Genomic DNA, 19,300 nt, shown 5'->3' on the forward strand with positions numbered 1-19,300 from the left:
TTCGACAAAATACAACATATTTCACTTATATTATTCTGATTTTCTTTACATTTTGCCAGTGATAGCAAGGTGTACCTTTTTACTATTGAACAGTATTCAGCAGAACTACCAGTTATGCTTACGGCTGACCGGCCGCAATCTTTCAGTGCAGGTTCAAATATAAGCAGATTTAAAAATACGCAAACTATAAGAGGAACACGTATTTGCGACAGGGGGGGAGAGGTAAAAGTGGAAGTATTCAAAAACAAAGGTAATCTATACATATATGTAACTATGTATGTTTCGCCGTATCAAAGATAGGAGAGAAAGTCCAGATCATTGATGTCAGAACTTTACAATAAGAATCATATGAGGAAAATACACATGAAAAATGGAAGAGGGAATATACAGCGGAATAAATACAAGAAAATTTCAGAGAAAATTGCAATCGTGATCACAGCAGCATTGCTTGTGGTTTTTACTTTTTTAAGTATTATAGTCGTCAGTCTTTCAGGCAATGAAACAAGTACAGCGGTTGGCTCTGAGCTTACAAATTTGGCCCACGCAAATGGAAATCAGGTACAGGCGATCCTGGATGCCGCATCAAAACAGGCAGCAGCAATGCAGGATTATATTGGTAAGACCTATAACCAGGGAATTGCGGTCATTTCTTCTGCCGAAGACGTCAAGGTAAAAAGCGCAGTGTATCACAGAGAAATGTCTGATCTAAGCATTGAAGTAGAAAATTACTTGATTAACAGCATGTGCTCTGCCGTTGTAGCAGATGAGGTTATCGCTGGGTTCGGAATCTTTTTTGAGCCTGACAAGTTTGATAAAGACATAGAGGATTATGGATTTTATATAAATAGCGAGGATGCCGCCAATAAAAAAGTGCAGCCTTTTGCAGCATACAGTGATTACAGTGATAAGGAATATTATAAGCCTGTGAAAGAAACCGGCAAGCCTTTTTTTACAAAGCCTTACGAATATCAAGGCACTACCATGATCACTGCCGCATATCCCGTTATGAATAAAGATGAGTTCCGGGGAGTGATTGCAGCTGATATTGATGTTGGTCATTTTAATAAAATCACCACATCTTCCGAAGATTATAATACACTTTACGTTGGTATTCTTACGGATGATTTTACCACAGTATACGACAGTAGATTTGCGGAAGACATTGGCCATAATCTCTCTGAATTTTTAAAGAATCCAGAAGAAATGAAGAAGATTACCGACGGAGCAGCTTCGGGAAAAGCTTTTTCCTGTACCACTGTCCTTGAGGATGGGCATAAAGTATCCCGGTTTTTCTACCCCATTAATGTAGAAGGAACCCATTGGTGGGCCCAGACTGCATTGGATACCTCTGATTTAAATAAAGATATCAAAATATTGACGGCTGCAATTGTGGCTGTTTCTGTTTTGTCGCTGGTGGCTGTGGTCGCTATTGTTATCATTGTTTTAAAGAAGGCGCTGAAGCCGATTAACGGCGTGGTTTCTGCTGCTGCTGAGATCGCTTCCGGTAATCTTGCAATACAGGTAGATGTTAAAAGCAATGATGAGATCGGGATTCTTTCCAGAACCTTTATGGAAATGGCGGTAAACTTGAGGTCCATCATTCAGGATATGAAATACTTATTAGAGGAAATGAGCGAGGGAAATTTCAGGATCGATACAAAACATGAGGAAAAGTACATCGGTGATTATCAGGAAATACTGATTGCCATGAGAACCATTAACCGCAATTTAAGCGAAACCCTTGCAGAAATAAATACAGCCGCTGATCAGGTATCGGCAGGAGCGGGGCAGATGTCAGACGGCGCACAGACGTTAAGCCAGGGAGCGGCAGAGCAGGCAAGCTCCGTGGAGGAACTTACATCCAACATCACCGAAATTTCCGAACGGATCAAAAATAATGCGGACAATGCCAAGCAGGCAAGCCGTTTATCGGAGGAATCAGGTGAGGAGGTTGCACAAAGCAATCAGCAAATGCAGCAGCTGATGAAGGCAATGGAGGAAATCACCAATACCTCTAAAGAGATCGGTAAAATTATCCATACCATTGATGATATTGCATTCCAAACGAATATCCTGGCTTTAAACGCCGCTGTGGAAGCGGCCCGTGCCGGTGAAGCAGGCAAGGGATTTTCCGTGGTGGCGGATGAAGTGCGAAACCTTGCAGGAAAATCGGCTGAGGCTGCGAAAAACACCACAGCACTGATTGAAAGCACAGTGGATGCAATTGAAAAGGGCAGGTTACTTGCCGATCAGGCTGCCGGCTCTCTTCTTGAGGTAGTGGATACGTCTAAGAGCGTGGATGAAAGAATCCGGCAGATAGCAAAAGCTTCCGAGGAAGAGTCTTATGCGGTTACTCAGATTGCAGCAGGACTTGAACAGATTTCATCAGTTGTACAAACCAACTCCGCAACATCAGAAGAAAGCGCGGCGGCAAGCGAGGAGCTTTCGGGACAGGCACAGATGTTAAAGAGTCTGGTAAACAGATTTAAGCTAAGAGATTCAGGCGAAAGGATTGCGGCTAATGGGGCTTTAAGCCCAGCCATAGAACCGGCTGATGATTATGTGACCGGCGGTAAATATTAATAGAAATACTCTGACAGCAGTGCCGGAGCCTGGCAATTTCAGGCCTCCGGCACTGTTTTTGGGATAAATCCATGGGAGAAGGTTCCCAGCCACACGACTGCAATTACCAGAATAAATGTGGTAAAAATGTAAATGGAAAAATAATGCATGCCATGTTATGCTGATAATAAGGTTTTATGGGACAAAAAGTGCGAAGGAGACGGCTATGCTTTGGAAACAGTTGCAGGAATTGCTGATGCTCTTGAGTCAGGAAGAATACAGAACGGCTTCGACATTGGCAAAACAGCTGAAGGTCAGTGAGAAGACGGTACGGCTGAGACTGAAGGATTTAAGCGGGCTGCTGGAAGGCCATGGAGCGGAAATAAGCTCAAAAGCGAGATACGGATATATACTTCGGATTCATGACCAGGAGAAATTTGACGCATACATAAAGAAAGAAAGGGAACATACGGAGCATTTTCCGGAGAGAGAACATGAAAGAAGAGAATATTTGCTTGCATACCTGATATCCAGGATGGATTATATCAAGATCGAAGAGCTTTGTGATTTTCTCTTTGTTTCAAAATCCACCCTGTCCAATTCTCTTAAACCGGTGGAAGGAATATTAAAGCGCTATGGCCTTTCCATTGAACGGAAGCCTAATTACGGAATCAGGATACAAGGGGAGGAATTTGATATCCGCAGGCTGTTAAGCGACTATTTTATCAAGCGACAGGGCTTAACCGGGGTGGACATCAGCCATCAGGAAAGCGAACTGATCCATCTGGCAGAAGTGATTAAAGGTCTTTTAAAGAAGTATGGGATCCGTCTTTCCGAGATTGCCTTTGAGAATTTCGTGGAATATACCTATGTGGCCAGGAAGCGGATGAAGTCAGGCTTTTATCTTCAGATGGATAAGGAAAACCTTCCGGAAATAGGGGGGAAGGAATCTGCCCTCATCAGAGAGCTTATTACTTCTATCGGGACCCAGGAACAGATCGTCTATACGGCTGATGAGGAACATTATCTCTTACTGTATCTGGCCGGAAAGAGAATGATCGGAAGCACTCTGGAAAACGATATCAATTTTGTGATCAGGGAGCAGACCGACCAGTTAGCCCTTGCCATGATGGAGCTGGTAAGCAGGGAATACGGGCTGGAAATGCATAATAATTTTGAGATACGGATGACCTTAAACCAGCATCTGGTCCCCTTTGATATCAGGATCCGGTATGATATTCCGTTAAAAAACCCCATTCTGGAAGACATTAAGCAGAGATATTGCCTTGCATATCAGATATCCTACGAAGCGGTAGGAGTCCTTAAAAAGCATTATAAAAAGGATATTTCCGAGGATGAGATCGGATATTTTGCCCTGATCTTCCAATTGGCCTTAGAAAAGGACAAGATGGATCCATGCTCGGATATTCTTGTGGTATGCAGCACGGGAAAGGGAAGCTCCCGGTTATTAAAATACAAATATGAAAGTGAATTTTCCGGATATTTAAGAAATATCTATGTCTGCGATCTTCTGGAGCTGGAGCATTTCGATTTCCAGAAGGTCGATTATATCTTTTCCACCGTCCCTATTACCATGGAGGTTCCTGTGCCTATTGTGGAGGTGGGGGCATTTCTGGAAGCAGATGATATCCAGAAGATCACAAAAACCCTTAGAAGAGGCAACAGCCGTGGGATCATAAAGCGGTATTATACTCCGCAGCGGCTGCTTACAGGGGTAGAAGGAAAGCATAAAGAAGATATATTAAAGGATTTATGCGGCGTGATCCGGAAACAGGAAAAGGTGGATGATAATTTTTATGAACTGGTGCTGGAGCGGGAAACCTTTGCCCAGATGGATTATGGAAATTATATCACCCTCCCGCACCCAAACCAGATCGCGTCAGAGGAAACCTTTGCTTATGTGGCGGTCCTTAAGGAGCCAGTCATCTGGAACAAGCTTCCGGTCCAGATCGTCCTGCTGATTTCCATAGGAAGAAAAGAGGATAGAAACCGTCAGATCTTTTATGAAACGACTGCACGGTTTGCTCTTAATAAGGAAGCGGTGAAACGATTGATCCAGAAACCGGAGTATGAGACTTTACTGGATCTGCTGGAAGAATAAAGATACCACATTCAGACTGAGAGGAACTGCCAGATTGAATGTGGTATTTTTTTGGTTGGAGTTTTGAGTAGTCTGATGTTACCATAAAGACAAATATTGAAGGAGGAAACAATACATATGCTGAGAAAGGATTTTCTGTGGGGAGGTGCAGTAGCTGCCCATCAGCTGGAAGGAGCCTGGAAAGAAGGAGGCAAAGGCGTAAGTGTTGCCGATGTGATGACAGCTGGAGCCAATGGAAAGGAAAGGGAGATCACAGATGGTGTCATAGAAGGAAAGTATTACCCCAACCATGATGGCATTGATTTTTACCACCGTTATAAAGAAGATATCCTTCTTTTGGCGGAAATGGGGTTTCAGTGCTTCCGAACCTCCATAGCCTGGACCAGGATTTTTCCTACGGGAGAAGAGTCAGAACCTAATGAAGAAGGCCTCCGGTTTTACGACGACTTATTTGATGAGTGCAGAAAGCATGGGATCCAGCCGGTAGTGACCCTGTCCCACTTTGAAATGCCATATGAACTGGCGGTTAAGTACGGCGGCTTTAGAAACCGCATCTGCGTGGAGCTGTTCGTGAAGTTTGCCAAAGCATGCTTTAAGCGGTATAAGGACAAGGTGACCTATTGGATGACCTTTAACGAGATCAATAACCAGGCTGATTATGACGGGGACTTTGCACCATTTACCAATTCAGGACTTCGTTTTAAGGAAGGAGATAACCGGGAACATCTGATGTACCAGGCAGCCCATTATGAGCTGGTGGCATCTGCTCTGGCAGTTAAGGCGGGACATGAGATAAATCCTGATTTTAAGATTGGCTGTATGATGGCCATGTGCCCCATTTATCCTTACTCCTGTGATCCAAAAGATATGATGATGGCCATGTCTTCCATGCAGAAACGCTACTGGTTTGCCGATGTCCATGTAAGAGGACAATATCCGGAATATATAAAGGCATATTGGAAACGGAAGGGGATGGTTCTTGATATCACACCGGAAGACTTGGAGGCGCTTAAAGCAGGCTGTGTGGATTATATCGGATTCAGCTATTACATGTCCTTTACGGTGAAGCACAGGGACGATAATCCTGAGTATGATTACCGGGAAGGTCGAGACAGGGTGGAAAATCCTTATGTACAGGCTAGCCAGTGGGGATGGCCCATTGATCCGGAAGGGCTTCGCTACACCATGAACTGGCTCTATGACAGATACGGGCTTCCTCTGTTTATAGTGGAAAATGGCTTCGGTGCCTATGACAAGCCGGGAGACGACGGCATGATCCATGACGGGTACCGGATTGAATATTTAAAAGCCCATATAAAATCAATGAAAAAATGCGTGGACCAGGATGGAGTGGATCTCATGGGATATACACCCTGGGGCTGTATTGATCTGGTATCCGCAGGGACCGGTGAGATGGAAAAGCGTTACGGGTTCATCTATGTGGATAAGGACAATCAGGGAAACGGAACAGGAGAGAGAAGCAGAAAAGAAAGCTTTTACTGGTTTAAGAAGGTGATTCAAACAAACGGAGAGGAATTATAGGAGGGGAAAGTATGTTGAAAATTCGGTTATTTTGCAATCAGGGAATGTCCACGAGCCTGCTTGTGAGTAAAATGAGGGAGGCAGCGGCTCAGGAAGGGCTGGAGGCGGATATCATGGCATTTCCGGTCAATGACTTAGATGAAAACCTGGGCGGAGTAGACTGCGCCCTGCTTGGTCCACAGGTGGGATACTTAAAGGACAAGGTTTTAAAGACATGTGAAAGTCATCAGGTACCGATGGATGTGATCCCTATGATCGATTACGGCATGTGCAATGGAAAAAAGGTTCTGGAATTTGCACGGAAGCTGGCAGGTAAATGAGAAAAGAAAGGGAGGGACAGTGAGGATGAAAGATTTTTTAAATAATAAAGTAATTCCTAAAATGATGGTATTTATCAATACAAAGGCAATTCGGGGATTAAAGGATGGTCTGCTGTATTCCATGCCAATGATGATCATCGGATCTATTTTTCTGCTTCTTGCAAACTTTCCATATACACCTGTAGCCGACTGGCTGGGGGCAGCAGGAATTACTCCGGTCCTGAATCAGGTATTTGAAAGTACCTTCAATATTATGGCTCTTATCGCTTCCATAGGCATTGCCTATACCTATGTAAAAAATGAGGGGTATAACGGAATGCCGGCAGGAGTAATTTCACTTTGTACTTATCTGCTGTTTCAGCCTTCCCAGGTAACCAACCAGGAGGGAGCTAACGTTGGTGTTATTTTTAAGACATGGACCGGCGGACAGGGAATGATCGGGGCCATTATTATCGGACTTATCGTAGGCTGGATCTACACCGTATTTTTAAAGAAAAACATTACCATTAAAATGCCGGATGGAGTACCTGAAGGAGTTGCCGCCTCTTTTACGGCTCTGATTCCAGGAGCGGTTGTTATTATTGCAGCCTCCATTGTCTATGCGATTGTAAAAAATATGTTTGATACGACTCCAATGGAATGGATCTATAAAACCATTCAGATTCCGCTCCAGGGCCTGACTGATTCTTTTGGCGGGGTTGTCGCCATGGGATTTCTGATTCCATTTTTCTGGTTCTTTGGCATTCATGGTTCGACCCTTGTGGGAGGAATTATGGGACCACTCCTTTCGGCCAATTCTGCGGCTAATCAGGCAATTCTGGACAGCGGACGGGAGCTTAATCTGGCAAATGGCGGACACATCGTTACCCAGCAGTTTCTGGATCAGTTCATGACAGTTACAGGGGCAGGAATTACCATTGGACTGGTGATATATCTCACCTTTTTTGCCAAATCCAACCAGTGCAGGCAGGTGGGAAGGCTGGGAATCGGACCGGCATGCTTTAACATCAATGAACCGGTGCTTTTTGGTACACCGGTTGTGTTAAACCCCATTATGGCGATTCCCTTCATGATCATGCCTGTCCTGTCCGGAACCATTCAGTATCTGGCAATTTATACAGGGCTTTGTCCCATGTATAAAGGGATTCTGGTGCCATGGACCTGTCCTCCTATTATTTCGGGATTTTTGATCGGAGGCTGGAGGACGGCACTGCTTCAGGTGGGAATCCTGGCATTGTCATTCTTCGTATACCTTCCATTTATCAGGGTGATTGACAAGATGTATGAGAAGCAGGAAAATCAGACCCAGGGATGATAATTACTGTACAGAGAGAAAAGGTGGAAAAATGCAGGAAATGGAACTTATATGCTTTCAGCTGATCACTGCTGCCGGCGGAGCAAAATCTAACTATATCAAAGCAGTGCAGAAGGCAAAACAAGGAAAATATGAAGAAGCGGATCATCTGATCGCTGAAGGGGATGAAATGATGAAACAAGGCCATCTGCCTCATGCGGACTTAATTCAGAGAGAAGCGGCAGGAGAGGCAGTGTCCATGGGGCTTATTCTGACTCATGCAGAGGATCAGATGATGAGCGCAGAGATCTTTAAGGTCATGGCCGAAGAGATGATCGATCTTTACAGGAAACTGGAAAGCAAATAAAACGGGATTCTGCAATAGGAAATGAAAATACCGGTTATGGCGGGAGCATGTAATGTTTCCCGCCACAACCGGTTAATATGCTTTTTTAGAGAGTTTTTAAGTCCTCCATCCGTGCCACAAAGGCCCCCGTCCTTTTCCCAGATTTAATCCGGCTTTTAATGCTCCGTTCAGATAGGATTTTGCCATCCGGATGCTTTCTTCCAGCCCCATCCCTAAAGCCAGTCCGCAGGCAATGGCAGAAGACAGGGTGCATCCGGTTCCATGGGTATTTGGATTATCGATACGTTCCCCTGGAAACCAGGTGACAGTTCCGTTGCAGCATAGAACATCATCAGCCCCCTGGGAATTATGGCCTCCTTTTAACAGGAAAGACACCTGATAAATATGGAAGAGTTCCATTGCGGCTTCTTCCATCTCTTTTCTACTGTATATCTGGTGCCCTTTTGTGGATAAAAGTGCTTCTGCCTCCGGGATATTGGGGGTAACTAAAGCAGCCAGGGGAAACAGTCTGCTTGTTAAAGTCTTAACATCCTGCGGCTTTAAAAGAGAATGTCCGCTGGTGGATACCATGACCGGATCCACGATTACAGGGGAGCGGTTATATTTCTCCAGCTTTTCCGCGATGATTTCAATAGAACTGGAAGTACCGGCCATGCCGATCTTTACTGCTTTTGGCGGAATGTCCGTAAACACGGCATTAAGCTGTGCGGCAAGCATTTCCTGACCAACTGTTTCCGTCTGAAAAACCCCTGTAGTATTTTGTGCAACCAGGGCGGTAATAACGCTGGAACCATAGACACCCAAAGCTGCGGCGGTCTTTAAATCCGCCTGTATTCCGGCGCCGCCGCTGGGATCGGTGCCTGCGATGGTGAGGAAGGCAGGGAGAATCAGACTCATAGGCTCACCACCTTTAAAAGCTGTTCTTTTAAGTGATGGACGGCTGCGGTTATATCCTTTTGCCCGAAGATGCCGGAAACCACCGCAGCCCCGGCCACGCCTGTTCCTTTCAGGCTGGAAACATTTTCACCGGTAATTCCACCGATGGCCACTACCGGAATAGGAACGGAACGGCAGATCGCAGACAGCTGTTCCAGGGTTAAGGGAATGGCATCCTTTTTTGTAGGACTTGGGAATATGGCCCCGGATCCGATATAATCCGCTCCATCCATAAATGCTTTTTTTGCCTGACTTTCGTTTTTGGCAGTAACGCCCAGGATACGGTCCGGTCCGATGAGCCGGCGGACTTTTAAAGGAGATAAATCATCCTGTCCAACGTGTACGCCGTCTGCCCCGCACTTAAGGGCAATCTCCACATCATCGTTGATGATTAGCGGGATCCCATAATGCTTCGTAAGCTCGCGGACAAGTAAAGCCTCTTCCAGGAAAACACGTTTGTCCATACACTTTTCACGGAGCTGGAGAAGGGTCACTCCGGCAGAAAGCGCTTCTTCGATCTGTTCTGTTAAGGTTTTTTCTCCTGTAAATGCCTGGTCGGTTACCCCATAAAGGAGAAGCATGTCTTTATGAAATTTCAATTTTTATCCCTCCTTTTAAGGTGCTTTCTTCTAAAAGGCTTACCTCGTCTAAAAAGCAGCAGCGGAAGTTTCCTGTACCGCCGGAGATCTGTTCCGCTTGTTTTGCTGCCCGCTCCCCGCAAAGACCGGCAGCAGCCGTGGCAAGAGCAGCGGCTTTTAATATATCATTCTGTGAGGGCGAGGGGCCGATGGCGGCTGTATAGGCGGCGATTATACCATCCAGCATGCAGCCGCTTCCTGTAATGCGGGACATTTGAGAACATCCGTTCCTGATAAGCCAGTCCTCTTTCCCGGTTGAAACAATATCAGTGGCTCCTGTCATTACAGTCACGGCACCGGTTGCAGCGCTTAATGCCCTGGCTGTTTCCTTAAGAGATTCCAGGGTATCTTCCCTTATCTCATCAGTAAAGGAAGCATCAACCCCCCGGGAGGGAGATACAGGGCCACTTCCGTTCCCGGCGTACTGACCGGTCAGTTCCTTTAACAAGACCCGCAGCTCGGAGGCATTACCCCTGATAACGGTTATCTTTACTTCCTTTAAAAGGGATAAAGCAGCTTCGGTCCGGTAACGGGAAGCACCGATTCCTACCGGGTCAAAGATGACAGGGAGGTTTCGCCGGTTTGCTTCCAGCCCGGCTTTTATCATAGCGGATTTAGTCGTTTCTTTCGGAGTTCCAATGTTTAAAAGAAGGCAGTCGGATAAGGCGGTTATCTCCGAAACCTCTTCCGGCTGGTCTGCCATAATGGGGGAGCCTCCGCAGGCTAATATGATATTTGCCACGTCTCCGGCTGTAACATAATTGGTGATACAGTGGATGACGGGCCGCTTTTCCCTGACCAGCCCGGTCAGAGAATGGTTCATCTTAAAGCTCATATCTGTTTCCCCCTATTCACTGATGAGCCGCTCAAAATAGGAAAAAAGCCCAAGGCGGCGCAGCATTGCCAGTAAGATTGCAGCCATAAGAGTTCCTGCCAGAGTACTCATGAAAAAAGGGGCTACAAAGAAGAACACAGCCACCTCCTTTCCCATGAGAACGGCGGCCACCGGATAGCAGAGCAGTCCTCCGATCAGCCCGGTACCAACCACTTCTCCAAGATAAGCAGGCAGAAGCTTCCTGGTTTTTTGAAACAGATAAGCACCAAGAAACGCACCGGCCATGCTTCCTGGAAAGGCAAGCAGGCTTCCGGTTCCCATGAGATTCCGTATAAGAGAAGTACAAAACGCCATGGAAACTCCATAGACAGGCCCTAAGAACACCCCAGCCATAACATTAGCCAGATGCTGTACCGGAAAGCATTTGGAAGCTCCCACCGGGATGGAAAAACCTGAGAGTGCAACGGTAAGAGCGGTCAGCATTCCGCTGATCACCAGCTTTTTCACCCGAACTCTTGAACCGGCAGAAGAGTTGCTATAAATTGTTGAAGATATTTGATCTTTCATGAAATTTCCTCCTGTTTATGTAATTTCGACCTAACAAGTAAGGTTGCGGATTGCAAATATCCGATTGGCTTACCGCAAAATATTATTCATCAAAAATATCCACGATCTCCCCATCTAAAATCCGGTTCATATTTTTCATGGCGCAGAAATTGCCGCACATGGAACAGGTATCTTCTTTTTCCGGTTTTGAAGCGGCACGGTAGCGTCTGGCCTTTTCCGGGTCAATGGCAAGCTGGAACATGGTTTCCCAATCCAACCGTTTTCTGGCATCGCTCATCTTATGATCCCATTCCTTAGCACCCCTGATGCCTTTTGCAATGTCAGCCGCATGAGCCGCGATCCGGGCCGCAATGATTCCTTCCTTCACATCTGCTTCATCCGGCAGCCTCAAATGTTCCGCAGGTGTCACATAACAGAGAAACGCTGCTCCGGCAGCAGCAGCCATTGCTCCGCCGATTGCTGCGGTAATATGGTCATATCCCGGTGCAATATCAGTGACTAGAGGTCCCAGAACATAAAAGGGTGCTCCCTTGCAGACCGTCTCCTGTATTTTCATATTGGCTGCAATCTGATCCAGGGGCATGTGGCCGGGACCTTCAATAATGATCTGTACATTCTTCTCCCAGGCCCTTCTCGTCAGCTCTCCAAGGGTCACCAGTTCCTCCACCTGGGAAATATCAGATGCATCTTCAATGCAGCCCGGCCGGCAGGCGTCCCCAAGGCTTAAGGTCACGTCATGCTTCTGGCAGATTTCCAGTATGCGGTCATAATGCTCATAAAAGGGATTCTCCTCCCCGGTCATTTCCATCCAGGCGAAGATGATAGACCCACCTCTTGAAACAATGTTAGTCAGCCGTTTTGCTTCTTTGAATCTTTTGGCGGTCTGTTTGTTGATCCCAACGTGAATGGTCATGAAATCCACCCCGTCTTCCGCGTGCATTTCCACGATCTTAATCCATTCCCCGGCGGTGATTTCCCGAAGCGGTTTGTGATAATAAACCACAGCATCGTAAATAGGAACCGTACCAATCATAGCCGGACATTCACCCGTCAGCTTTCTGCGGAATTTCCGGGTATCTCCAAAGGAACTTAAATCCATAATGGACTCTGCCCCCATGAGAACTGCGTCCTTTACTTTCTCAAGCTCCAGGTCCAGATCATTCAAATCCCTGGATGTTCCCAGATTCACATTGATCTTTGTTCTCAGCATGGAGCCGATCCCGCTGGGTTTTAAGCTGCTGTGATTCTTATTGGCTGGAATGGCGACTTTTCCTTCCGCTACCAGTTCCCGCAGCTTTTCGGGCTCCCATTGTTCGTGCTCAGCTACCGTCAACAGTTCCTTTGTCAGAATACCTTTTCTTGCGGCATCCATTTGTGTGGTGTAATTCATGTTTATTCCTCCTTCTTCTCGCGAACGGAGGGATTGTAAGGGCTTTTTGAAAAACAAGAAAAAGAGCCCATACCAACAGGTATAGGCTCGGAAATATGCAATCATCCCATATGAATCCCTACGTTGGCATTACCCAAATCAGGTTATAAAGGTCGAAGTTGATTACTTCCTCTCAGCCCGCCTACGAGCTCCCTCTTGTGGCACTAGTGTAGCATTCCCCTTCCTCCTTGTCAAGGAAAACATCCCTTACCAGCCATCAGCCGGAAATGGCGGACTTCATTTCCCTTACATAGTCGCAGACAGGCCCTACACAGTCTTTTCCATATTTTGCGGCAATTTTTACAATGGCGCTGCCCACAATGACGCCGTCCCCATGTTTGCTCATCTCCCTTGCCTGCTCCTGGGTGGAGATCCCAAAGCCGATGGCACAGGGAATGTCTTTTGCCTCCTTTACAAAGGAAATCATTTCGCCAATGTTGGTATTGATTTCCGATCTCACCCCGGTTACGCCCATGGAGGAAACGCAGTAGATAAATCCTTCTGAGTCAGATGCAATGGTCCGTATGCGCTCCCTGGAAGTGGGGGCGATGAGGGAAATCAGTTCGACCCCGTATTTTTTGCAGTAGGGCAGCAGTTCCTCCCTTTCTTCAAAAGGCATATCCGGTACGATCAGGGCGTCAATGCCGCACTCAGCCGCATTTTTTAAAAACCGTTCGCTTCCATACACGAAAACCGGATTGATATAAGTCATAAAGGCCAGAGGAACATCGGTTTTCTGGCGGATCCGTTTTACGGTTTCGAAAAGCCTATCCGTGGTAGTTCCTGAAGCCAAAGCCCGCATATCTGCTTCCTGGATCACGATCCCCTCTGCAATCGGGTCAGAAAAGGGGATTCCAAGCTCGATCAAATCCGCTCCGGCCTCGGCCATGGCAGGAACCAGCTCTTCCGTGGTGGCAAGGTCGGGATCTCCTGCCGTAATAAATGGGATAAATGCCTTTCCTCTTAAAAATACTTCTCTTATTCTACTCATAGATTTCAACCCCCTTGTAACGGGCAATGGCTGCCACATCCTTGTCGCCCCGCCCAGATAGATTAATGACAATGACCTCATCTTTTCCCATGGAAGGAGCGATCTTTCTGGCATAGGAGACGGCATGGGCGCTTTCTATTGCAGGAATGATCCCTTCCAGACGGGATAAGTATTCAAAGGCTTCCACAGCCTCCTGATCCGTAATGGAGACATAGCTGGCTCTTCCTGAGTCGTGGAGGGCTGCGTGCTCCGGCCCGATGCCGGGATAGTCAAGTCCTGCGGAGATGGAGAAAACAGGGGCGATCTGGCCGTACTCATCCTGGCAGAAATAGGACTTCATGCCGTGGAAGATTCCAAGAGAGCCGGTGGAAATCGTAGCCGCGTGCTTTCCTGTTTCAATGCCTTGCCCGGCTGCCTCACAGCCCACCAGCTTCACGGAAGCCTCGTTTACAAATTCATGGAAGATTCCCATGGCATTGCTTCCGCCTCCCACACAGGCGATCACCAGATCAGGAAGCTTACCCTCTGCTTCCATAAGCTGAGAGCGGACCTCTTTTCCGATGATGCTCTGAAAATCCCTGACAATGGTAGGAAAGGGGTGAGGACCCATGACAGAGCCTAAGACATAATGGGTGTCAGCCACCCGGTTGGTCCATTCCCTCATGGTTTCATTGACCGCATCCTTTAAGGTCTGGGTACCGCTTGTGACAGCGTGAACCTTTGTGCCCAATAATTCCATGCGGAATACGTTTAAAGCCTGACGGTCCGTATCCTCCTTGCCCATGAAAACTTCGCATTCCATTCCCATGAGAGCGGCGGCGGTAGCGGTAGCAACGCCATGCTGCCCGGCCCCTGTTTCAGCGATGACCCGGGTCTTTCCCATCTTTTTAGCAAGAAGGACCTGGCCCAGAGCATTGTTGATCTTATGGGAACCGGTGTGGTTTAGGTCCTCCCTCTTTAAATAAATCTTTGCGCCGCCTAAATCCTCCGTCATCCGCACCGCATAGTAGAGCAGAGATGGTCTTCCGGTATATTTTTTATGAAGATCTGAAAGCTCTGCTAAAAACTCCTTGTCATGGCTGTACTTCTCATAAGCTTCTTCCAGTTCATTTACTGCATTCATCAATGTTTCGGGGACAAATTGTCCGCCGTGCTGTCCGAATTTTCCTTTTGACATGGCTGTTCACTCCTTACTGTTTGTATGATCTCTTTTATTTTTTGCGGGTCCTTTTTGCCATCTGTTTCCACGGAACTGCTTAGATCCAGGCAATAGGCCATTGTTTTCATGGCCTGCCTGACGTTTGAGGAGTCTATGCCTCCTGCCAGGAACCAGGGCTTTTTTATGTCCGGTATCATGGACCAGTCAAAGGTCTTCCCGCTGCCGCCGTATAGTCCTTTGGTATAAGTATCAAAGAGCAGGAAATCTGCAGGAAGGTTTTCTGCCTCCTTCCTATCCTCTGCCTGACGGATCCGAATGGCTTTTATGACAGGAAATCCAGGGGCCAGGCAGCTTTTTAATTCCATCAAATAATCCCGGTCCTCATCACCGTGAAGCTGGATAAGGTCAATGATACCTTTCCCGGTAAGGGACAGGATATCCTCTATGGGGCTGTTTACGAAAACGCCCACTGCAGGTATCTCCGGCAGCATCAGATCCCTAAGTTCCTGTGCCTTCGTCCCTGTAAGACGGCGCTTTCCAGGGGCGAAAACAAAGCCTGCATAATCCGGCTTCCAGGTGTTTACTGCCAGAATATCCTCCCTTCGGGTCAGCCCGCATATTTTGATCTTTTTTCCTTTTGAATTCATTGCGCCGCCCTCTTAAAACCGTTTATGATTTCCTTCTTATCAGGGGAACGCATCAGGCTTTCCCCGATCAGAACGGCATTTACCCCGGCTTCTGACAGGAACCTGATGTCTGATTCTGTTTTGATTCCGCTTTCTGCCACGAAGAGCACATCAGTAGGGACCAGGCTCCTTAAGCGGAGGGAATTATTAAAATCCACCTCGAAGGTTTTTAAATTCCGGTTATTCACTCCGATGATCCTGGCTCCCGCCGAAAGGGCGGAGTGGATCTCCTCTTCGTCATGGGCCTCGACTAGGGCGCTTAAGCCAAGGCTTTGGCAAAGCCTTAGATCTTCTTTCAGGGCGTTTGTATCCAGGAGGGCACAGATAAGGAGAACCGCGGAGGCGCCTATGGCCTTTGCTTCGTAAATCTGATAAGGGTCCACTGTAAAATCTTTTCTGAGAAGGGGTATTTTCACCTCATGGCTGATTTCTGTCAGGTAATCGCTGCTTCCGAGGAAGTATTCCGGTTCCGTGAGAACGGAAATGGCATCCGCTCCTGCAGTTTCGTAATCCCTTGCGATCTCCAAATAGGGGAACTTGCTGGCTATTAGGCCCTTGGAAGGAGAGGCACGTTTTATCTCACAGATGAATGAAATGCCTGGAGAGGAGAGACTATGCTCAAAGGAAAGACTTATGTTCCTGGTTTTTTCCAAGGCTTCCAATGCCAGCTTTTCCATGGTCTTCATAGGGATTTTTTCTTTTGCTGCCGCCACCCGTTTTCTGGAGGAGGCAGCCAGGACATCAAGTATCATAAGATCACCTCGTTGGTCATCGTTACAAACTCCTCAAGCTTTATGGCGGCTTTTCCCGAATCAATGAGATGGGCTGCTTTTTCGATGCACTGGGAAATGGTACAGTCGTCGATACCCAGGTACAGGCTTAAGGCAGAGTTTAAGATGACGATATCCCGCTTTGGCCCGTGGAGCTTTCCGTTTAAGATATCCCTGGTGATCTGGGCATTTTCTGCAGGGGTGCCGCCCACCAGCTCCAAAAGGCTGCAGCGATTTAAGGAAAACTGCTCCGGTGTGATCTCATAGGGAGACAGTTCTCCGAAACGGATCTCGCATACGTGGCTGGGACCGGTGACCGTGGCTTCATCAAGCCCGTCATCTCCGCAGACCACCAGTCCCCGCTTGACACCAAGATTGCTTAATACCTGGGCCAGGGGTTCTACCAGCTTCCGGTCATAGACCCCTAAAAGCTGCATGGTGGCTCCAGCCGGATTGGAGAGAGGGCCTAAGATATTAAAGATGGTCCGCACTCCAAGCTCTTTCCGCACAGGTCCGGCATATTTCATAGAGGAATGGTATGCCTGGGCAAAGAGGAAACACATGCCCGTTTTCTTTAATAAGATCCCCGACTGCTCTGCTGTAAGATTTAAATTCACTCCAAGGTGCTCCAATACATCGGCAGCCCCGCTTTTGCTGGAAACGCTGCGGTTGCCGTGCTTAGCCACCGGAACACCTCCTGCGGCCACCACAAATGCGCTGGTTGTGGAAATGTTAAAGGTCCCTGCCTCGTCGCCTCCGGTTCCCACGATATCAATGACAGGAAAGTCCGGTTCCAGCCTTAAGGCCTTTTCCCGCATGACTGTGGCACAGGCAGTGATCTCGTCAATGGTTTCGCCCTTCATCCGAAGACCTGTTAAAAATGCTGCCATCTGGGCTGGGGTGGTTTCCCCGCTCATGATTTCATTCATGACCTCTTTTGCTGCTTCAAAGCTTAAATCCTGTCCTGATATTACTTCATGGATTGCCTGCCTGATCATTTAATCTGCCTCCTTTATATGAATGGATAAGAAATTCTTAAGTATAGTCATTCCATCCGGGGTCAGGATGGATTCCGGATGGAACTGAAGTCCGTAAAGGGGATATTCCTTATGCTTTACCGCCATGATTTCCCCCATATCATCAGTCCCGATAACGGTCAGGCAATGAGGAAGAGAATCTTTTGCGGCAATAAGAGAGTGGTATCTTGCTGCCAGGATCTGTTTTGGAAGCCCGCGGAAGATGGGATCGGAAACATCGATGGCAAGAAGGCTCTGCTTTCCATGCATCAGCTTCTTTGCATGGGTGATCTCTGCCCCGAATACTTCACAGATTCCCTGGTGCCCCAGGCATACCCCAAGAATGGGGATTGTTCCAGAAAGCTTCTTTACCACGTCTTCGCACACTCCTGCGTCTTTTGGATAGCCGGGACCAGGGGAGAGGATAATGTGGCTGGGAGATAGCTCCCTTATTTCTTCCGCGGTCATCTCGTCATTACGTATGACTCTGATATCCGGATTAAGACTGCCAAACATCTGAACCAGGTTGTAGGAAAAGCTGTCATAATTATCGATCAATAGAATCATCAGTCATTTACCTCCCCAGCGGTTTCAATGGCCCGGATCACGGCTTTCGCCTTGTTTTCCGATTCTTCGTACTCCCGTTCCGGAACGCTGTCAGCCACGATGCCGCCACCCGCCTGAACGTATACCTTTCCCTGGCTCTTTACCGCCATGCGTATGGCGATGCAGGTGTCCATGTTTCCGGTAAGATCAATGTAACCCAGGGCCCCTCCATAAATGTCCCTTGGCTCTGTTTCCAGTTCTTCGATGATCTCACAGGCCCGGATTTTCGGAGCTCCGGAAAGAGTGCCTGCCGGAAGGACCGCCTCAATGGCATGGAAGGAATCCCGGTCAGGAGTAATGTCCGCCTCCACCTGGGAACAGATGTGCATGATTTTGGAATAGCGGTGGATCATTTGATAGCCTGTCACCTCTACCGTGGAAAATGCCGCGATTTTACCCAGATCATTTCTTCCCAAGTCCACCAGCATGTTGTGCTCTGCCAGTTCCTTTTCATCTGCCAGAAGCTCTTTGGAAAGCTGTTTGTCTTCCTCCTCGTTCATTCCCCTGGGTCTGGAGCCAGCTACCGGAAAGGTGGTGAGCCGTCCGTTCTTTAAACGGACCAGGGTTTCAGGGGAAGTGCTGATGATTTCCGTATCATCCATGTGAAGATAAACCATGTAGGGAGACGGATTGGTGGTTCTTAGGACCCGGTAGGCATTGAGAAGACTGTCCTGGTAATCACTTGTGAACTGTCTGGAAAGTACCGCCTGGAAAATGTCTCCGTCCACGATATATTTCTTTGCCCGCTCCACCATGGAACAGTATTCCTCTTTGGTCACATTGCAGCTGAAGTTTGGCCTGCTGGTGACTGCTGATTTTTTCAGCGGGATATTTTCTCCGATTATGGATGCAATGCTTTCCAGCTTTGTGCAGGCCTTCCCGTAATTTTCCATGATCCGGTCGGTTTTCATATTAACAACAAGGCTGATTTTCTGCTTTAAATGGTCGTAGGCTATGACCGTATCAAAAAGCATTAAGTCAAAGTCATTGCAAATCCCCTTTTTGATGGATAGGACCGGTTCCGCGTAGCCGATCATGCTGTAGGCAAAATACCCTACAAATCCTCCGGTAAAGGGGGGAAGTCCGGGAAGTCTTGGGGAACGGTAATCCTTTAAGATATTTCGCAGCACATCATAGGGCTCCCTGGTCCGGATCACCTGGTCGGCCTCCGGCTGGCTGTAATGATGTATCCTAGCAACATGATCTTTTAAAGTGACTTTAAGGACCGGGTCATAGCCAAGGAAGGAGTAACGTCCCCATTTTTCGCCTCCCTCAATGCTTTCAAGGAGATAATACCGGTTGCTTTTGGCTGCGATCTTTCGCAGCAGGGTAATTGGTGTGACAATGTCTGCAAAGATTTCCCTGCAGACCGGGATGACGGGATAGGAAGCGGCAAGCGCTTCGATTTCCTTACAGTCCGGCGTGATGTTCATGGTTTATTACGCTCCTTTCCTAGTTAG

18 protein-coding genes and 1 riboswitch are annotated in these 19,300 nt (G+C 47.5%); of the genes, 6 read left to right on the forward strand and 12 right to left on the reverse strand.

Going from position 1 to position 19,300, the window contains the following annotated elements:
• Window positions 1-363: 363 nt before the first annotated feature.
• The 6 genes from H171_RS23260 to H171_RS23285 all read left to right on the forward strand — a co-directional run bounded on the left by H171_RS23260 (window position 364) and on the right by H171_RS23285 (window position 8,207).
• The gene (locus H171_RS23260; RefSeq protein WP_166433648.1) at window positions 364-2,583 is read left to right on the forward strand and encodes a methyl-accepting chemotaxis protein; all 2,220 of its coding nucleotides are present in this window, start codon (window positions 364-366) and stop codon (window positions 2,581-2,583) included.
• A 205-nt stretch (window positions 2,584-2,788) separates the two neighbouring features.
• Window positions 2,789-4,684, forward strand: coding sequence for a BglG family transcription antiterminator (locus tag H171_RS23265; protein WP_166433649.1), 1,896 nt, complete (start codon window positions 2,789-2,791; stop codon window positions 4,682-4,684).
• 117 nt (window positions 4,685-4,801) lie between these two features.
• On the forward strand, window positions 4,802-6,226 hold the full coding sequence (locus tag H171_RS23270) for a 6-phospho-beta-glucosidase (RefSeq protein WP_157803212.1): 1,425 nt from the start codon (window positions 4,802-4,804) through the stop codon (window positions 6,224-6,226).
• Between the two features lie 11 nt (window positions 6,227-6,237).
• Complete coding sequence (locus tag H171_RS23275; RefSeq protein WP_100307237.1) at window positions 6,238-6,546, forward strand: PTS sugar transporter subunit IIB; 309 nt, start codon at window positions 6,238-6,240, stop codon at window positions 6,544-6,546.
• Between the two features lie 25 nt (window positions 6,547-6,571).
• The gene (locus H171_RS23280; RefSeq protein ID WP_100307238.1) at window positions 6,572-7,861 is read left to right on the forward strand and encodes a PTS sugar transporter subunit IIC; all 1,290 of its coding nucleotides are present in this window, start codon (window positions 6,572-6,574) and stop codon (window positions 7,859-7,861) included.
• Window positions 7,862-7,892: 31 nt separating this feature from the next.
• Window positions 7,893-8,207, forward strand: a complete 315-nt coding sequence (locus H171_RS23285; protein ID WP_100307239.1) for a PTS lactose/cellobiose transporter subunit IIA — start codon at window positions 7,893-7,895, stop codon at window positions 8,205-8,207.
• Between the two features lie 96 nt (window positions 8,208-8,303).
• Here the strand turns inward: H171_RS23285 and thiD are convergent, their stop codons facing one another.
• The 12 genes from thiD to H171_RS23340 all read right to left on the reverse strand — a co-directional run bounded on the left by thiD (window position 8,304) and on the right by H171_RS23340 (window position 19,273).
• The gene (thiD, locus tag H171_RS23290; RefSeq protein WP_100307240.1) at window positions 8,304-9,104 is read right to left on the reverse strand and encodes a bifunctional hydroxymethylpyrimidine kinase/phosphomethylpyrimidine kinase; all 801 of its coding nucleotides are present in this window, start codon (window positions 9,102-9,104) and stop codon (window positions 8,304-8,306) included.
• On the reverse strand, window positions 9,101-9,742 hold the full coding sequence (gene thiE, locus H171_RS23295) for a thiamine phosphate synthase (RefSeq protein WP_100307241.1): 642 nt from the start codon (window positions 9,740-9,742) through the stop codon (window positions 9,101-9,103). The genes thiD and thiE overlap by 4 nt, the downstream gene beginning before the upstream one ends.
• The gene (gene thiM / locus H171_RS23300; protein ID WP_242977062.1) at window positions 9,729-10,616 is read right to left on the reverse strand and encodes a hydroxyethylthiazole kinase; all 888 of its coding nucleotides are present in this window, start codon (window positions 10,614-10,616) and stop codon (window positions 9,729-9,731) included. Before thiM ends, thiE begins: the two co-directional genes overlap by 14 nt.
• 12 nt (window positions 10,617-10,628) lie before the next feature.
• A complete protein-coding gene (gene thiW / locus H171_RS23305; RefSeq protein WP_100307242.1) occupies window positions 10,629-11,183 on the reverse strand; it encodes an energy coupling factor transporter S component ThiW in 555 nt (184 codons plus the stop codon).
• A gap of 82 nt (window positions 11,184-11,265) precedes the next feature.
• Window positions 11,266-12,573, reverse strand: coding sequence for a phosphomethylpyrimidine synthase ThiC (gene thiC / locus H171_RS23310; RefSeq protein WP_100307243.1), 1,308 nt, complete (start codon window positions 12,571-12,573; stop codon window positions 11,266-11,268).
• Between the two features lie 98 nt (window positions 12,574-12,671).
• Window positions 12,672-12,778: riboswitch (TPP riboswitch) on the reverse strand.
• A 51-nt stretch (window positions 12,779-12,829) separates the two neighbouring features.
• Window positions 12,830-13,603 (reverse strand): tryptophan synthase subunit alpha, encoded by a 774-nt coding sequence (trpA, locus tag H171_RS23315; RefSeq protein WP_100307244.1) that lies wholly within the window; start codon window positions 13,601-13,603, stop codon window positions 12,830-12,832.
• Window positions 13,596-14,780 (reverse strand): tryptophan synthase subunit beta, encoded by a 1,185-nt coding sequence (gene trpB, locus H171_RS23320; RefSeq protein ID WP_100307245.1) that lies wholly within the window; start codon window positions 14,778-14,780, stop codon window positions 13,596-13,598. The genes trpA and trpB overlap by 8 nt, the downstream gene beginning before the upstream one ends.
• Complete coding sequence (locus H171_RS23325) at window positions 14,726-15,409, reverse strand: phosphoribosylanthranilate isomerase (protein ID WP_100307246.1); 684 nt, start codon at window positions 15,407-15,409, stop codon at window positions 14,726-14,728. The genes trpB and H171_RS23325 overlap by 55 nt, the downstream gene beginning before the upstream one ends.
• A complete protein-coding gene (gene trpC, locus H171_RS23330) occupies window positions 15,406-16,200 on the reverse strand; it encodes an indole-3-glycerol phosphate synthase TrpC (RefSeq protein ID WP_100307247.1) in 795 nt (264 codons plus the stop codon). Before trpC ends, H171_RS23325 begins: the two co-directional genes overlap by 4 nt.
• On the reverse strand, window positions 16,197-17,216 hold the full coding sequence (trpD, locus tag H171_RS24690; RefSeq protein WP_166433650.1) for an anthranilate phosphoribosyltransferase: 1,020 nt from the start codon (window positions 17,214-17,216) through the stop codon (window positions 16,197-16,199). Before trpD ends, trpC begins: the two co-directional genes overlap by 4 nt.
• Window positions 17,217-17,801 (reverse strand): anthranilate synthase component II, encoded by a 585-nt coding sequence (locus tag H171_RS24695; RefSeq protein WP_166433651.1) that lies wholly within the window; start codon window positions 17,799-17,801, stop codon window positions 17,217-17,219. It lies immediately after the preceding gene.
• Window positions 17,801-19,273: an anthranilate synthase component I family protein gene (locus H171_RS23340; protein WP_100307248.1), complete on the reverse strand. Its 1,473-nt coding sequence runs from the start codon at window positions 19,271-19,273 to the stop codon at window positions 17,801-17,803. The genes H171_RS24695 and H171_RS23340 overlap by 1 nt, the downstream gene beginning before the upstream one ends.
• Between the last annotated feature and the right edge of the window lie 27 nt (window positions 19,274-19,300).

The organism is [Clostridium] celerecrescens 18A, from assembly GCF_002797975.1.
In the GTDB taxonomy this organism is placed as follows: Bacteria; Bacillota; Clostridia; order Lachnospirales; family Lachnospiraceae; genus Lacrimispora; species Lacrimispora celerecrescens.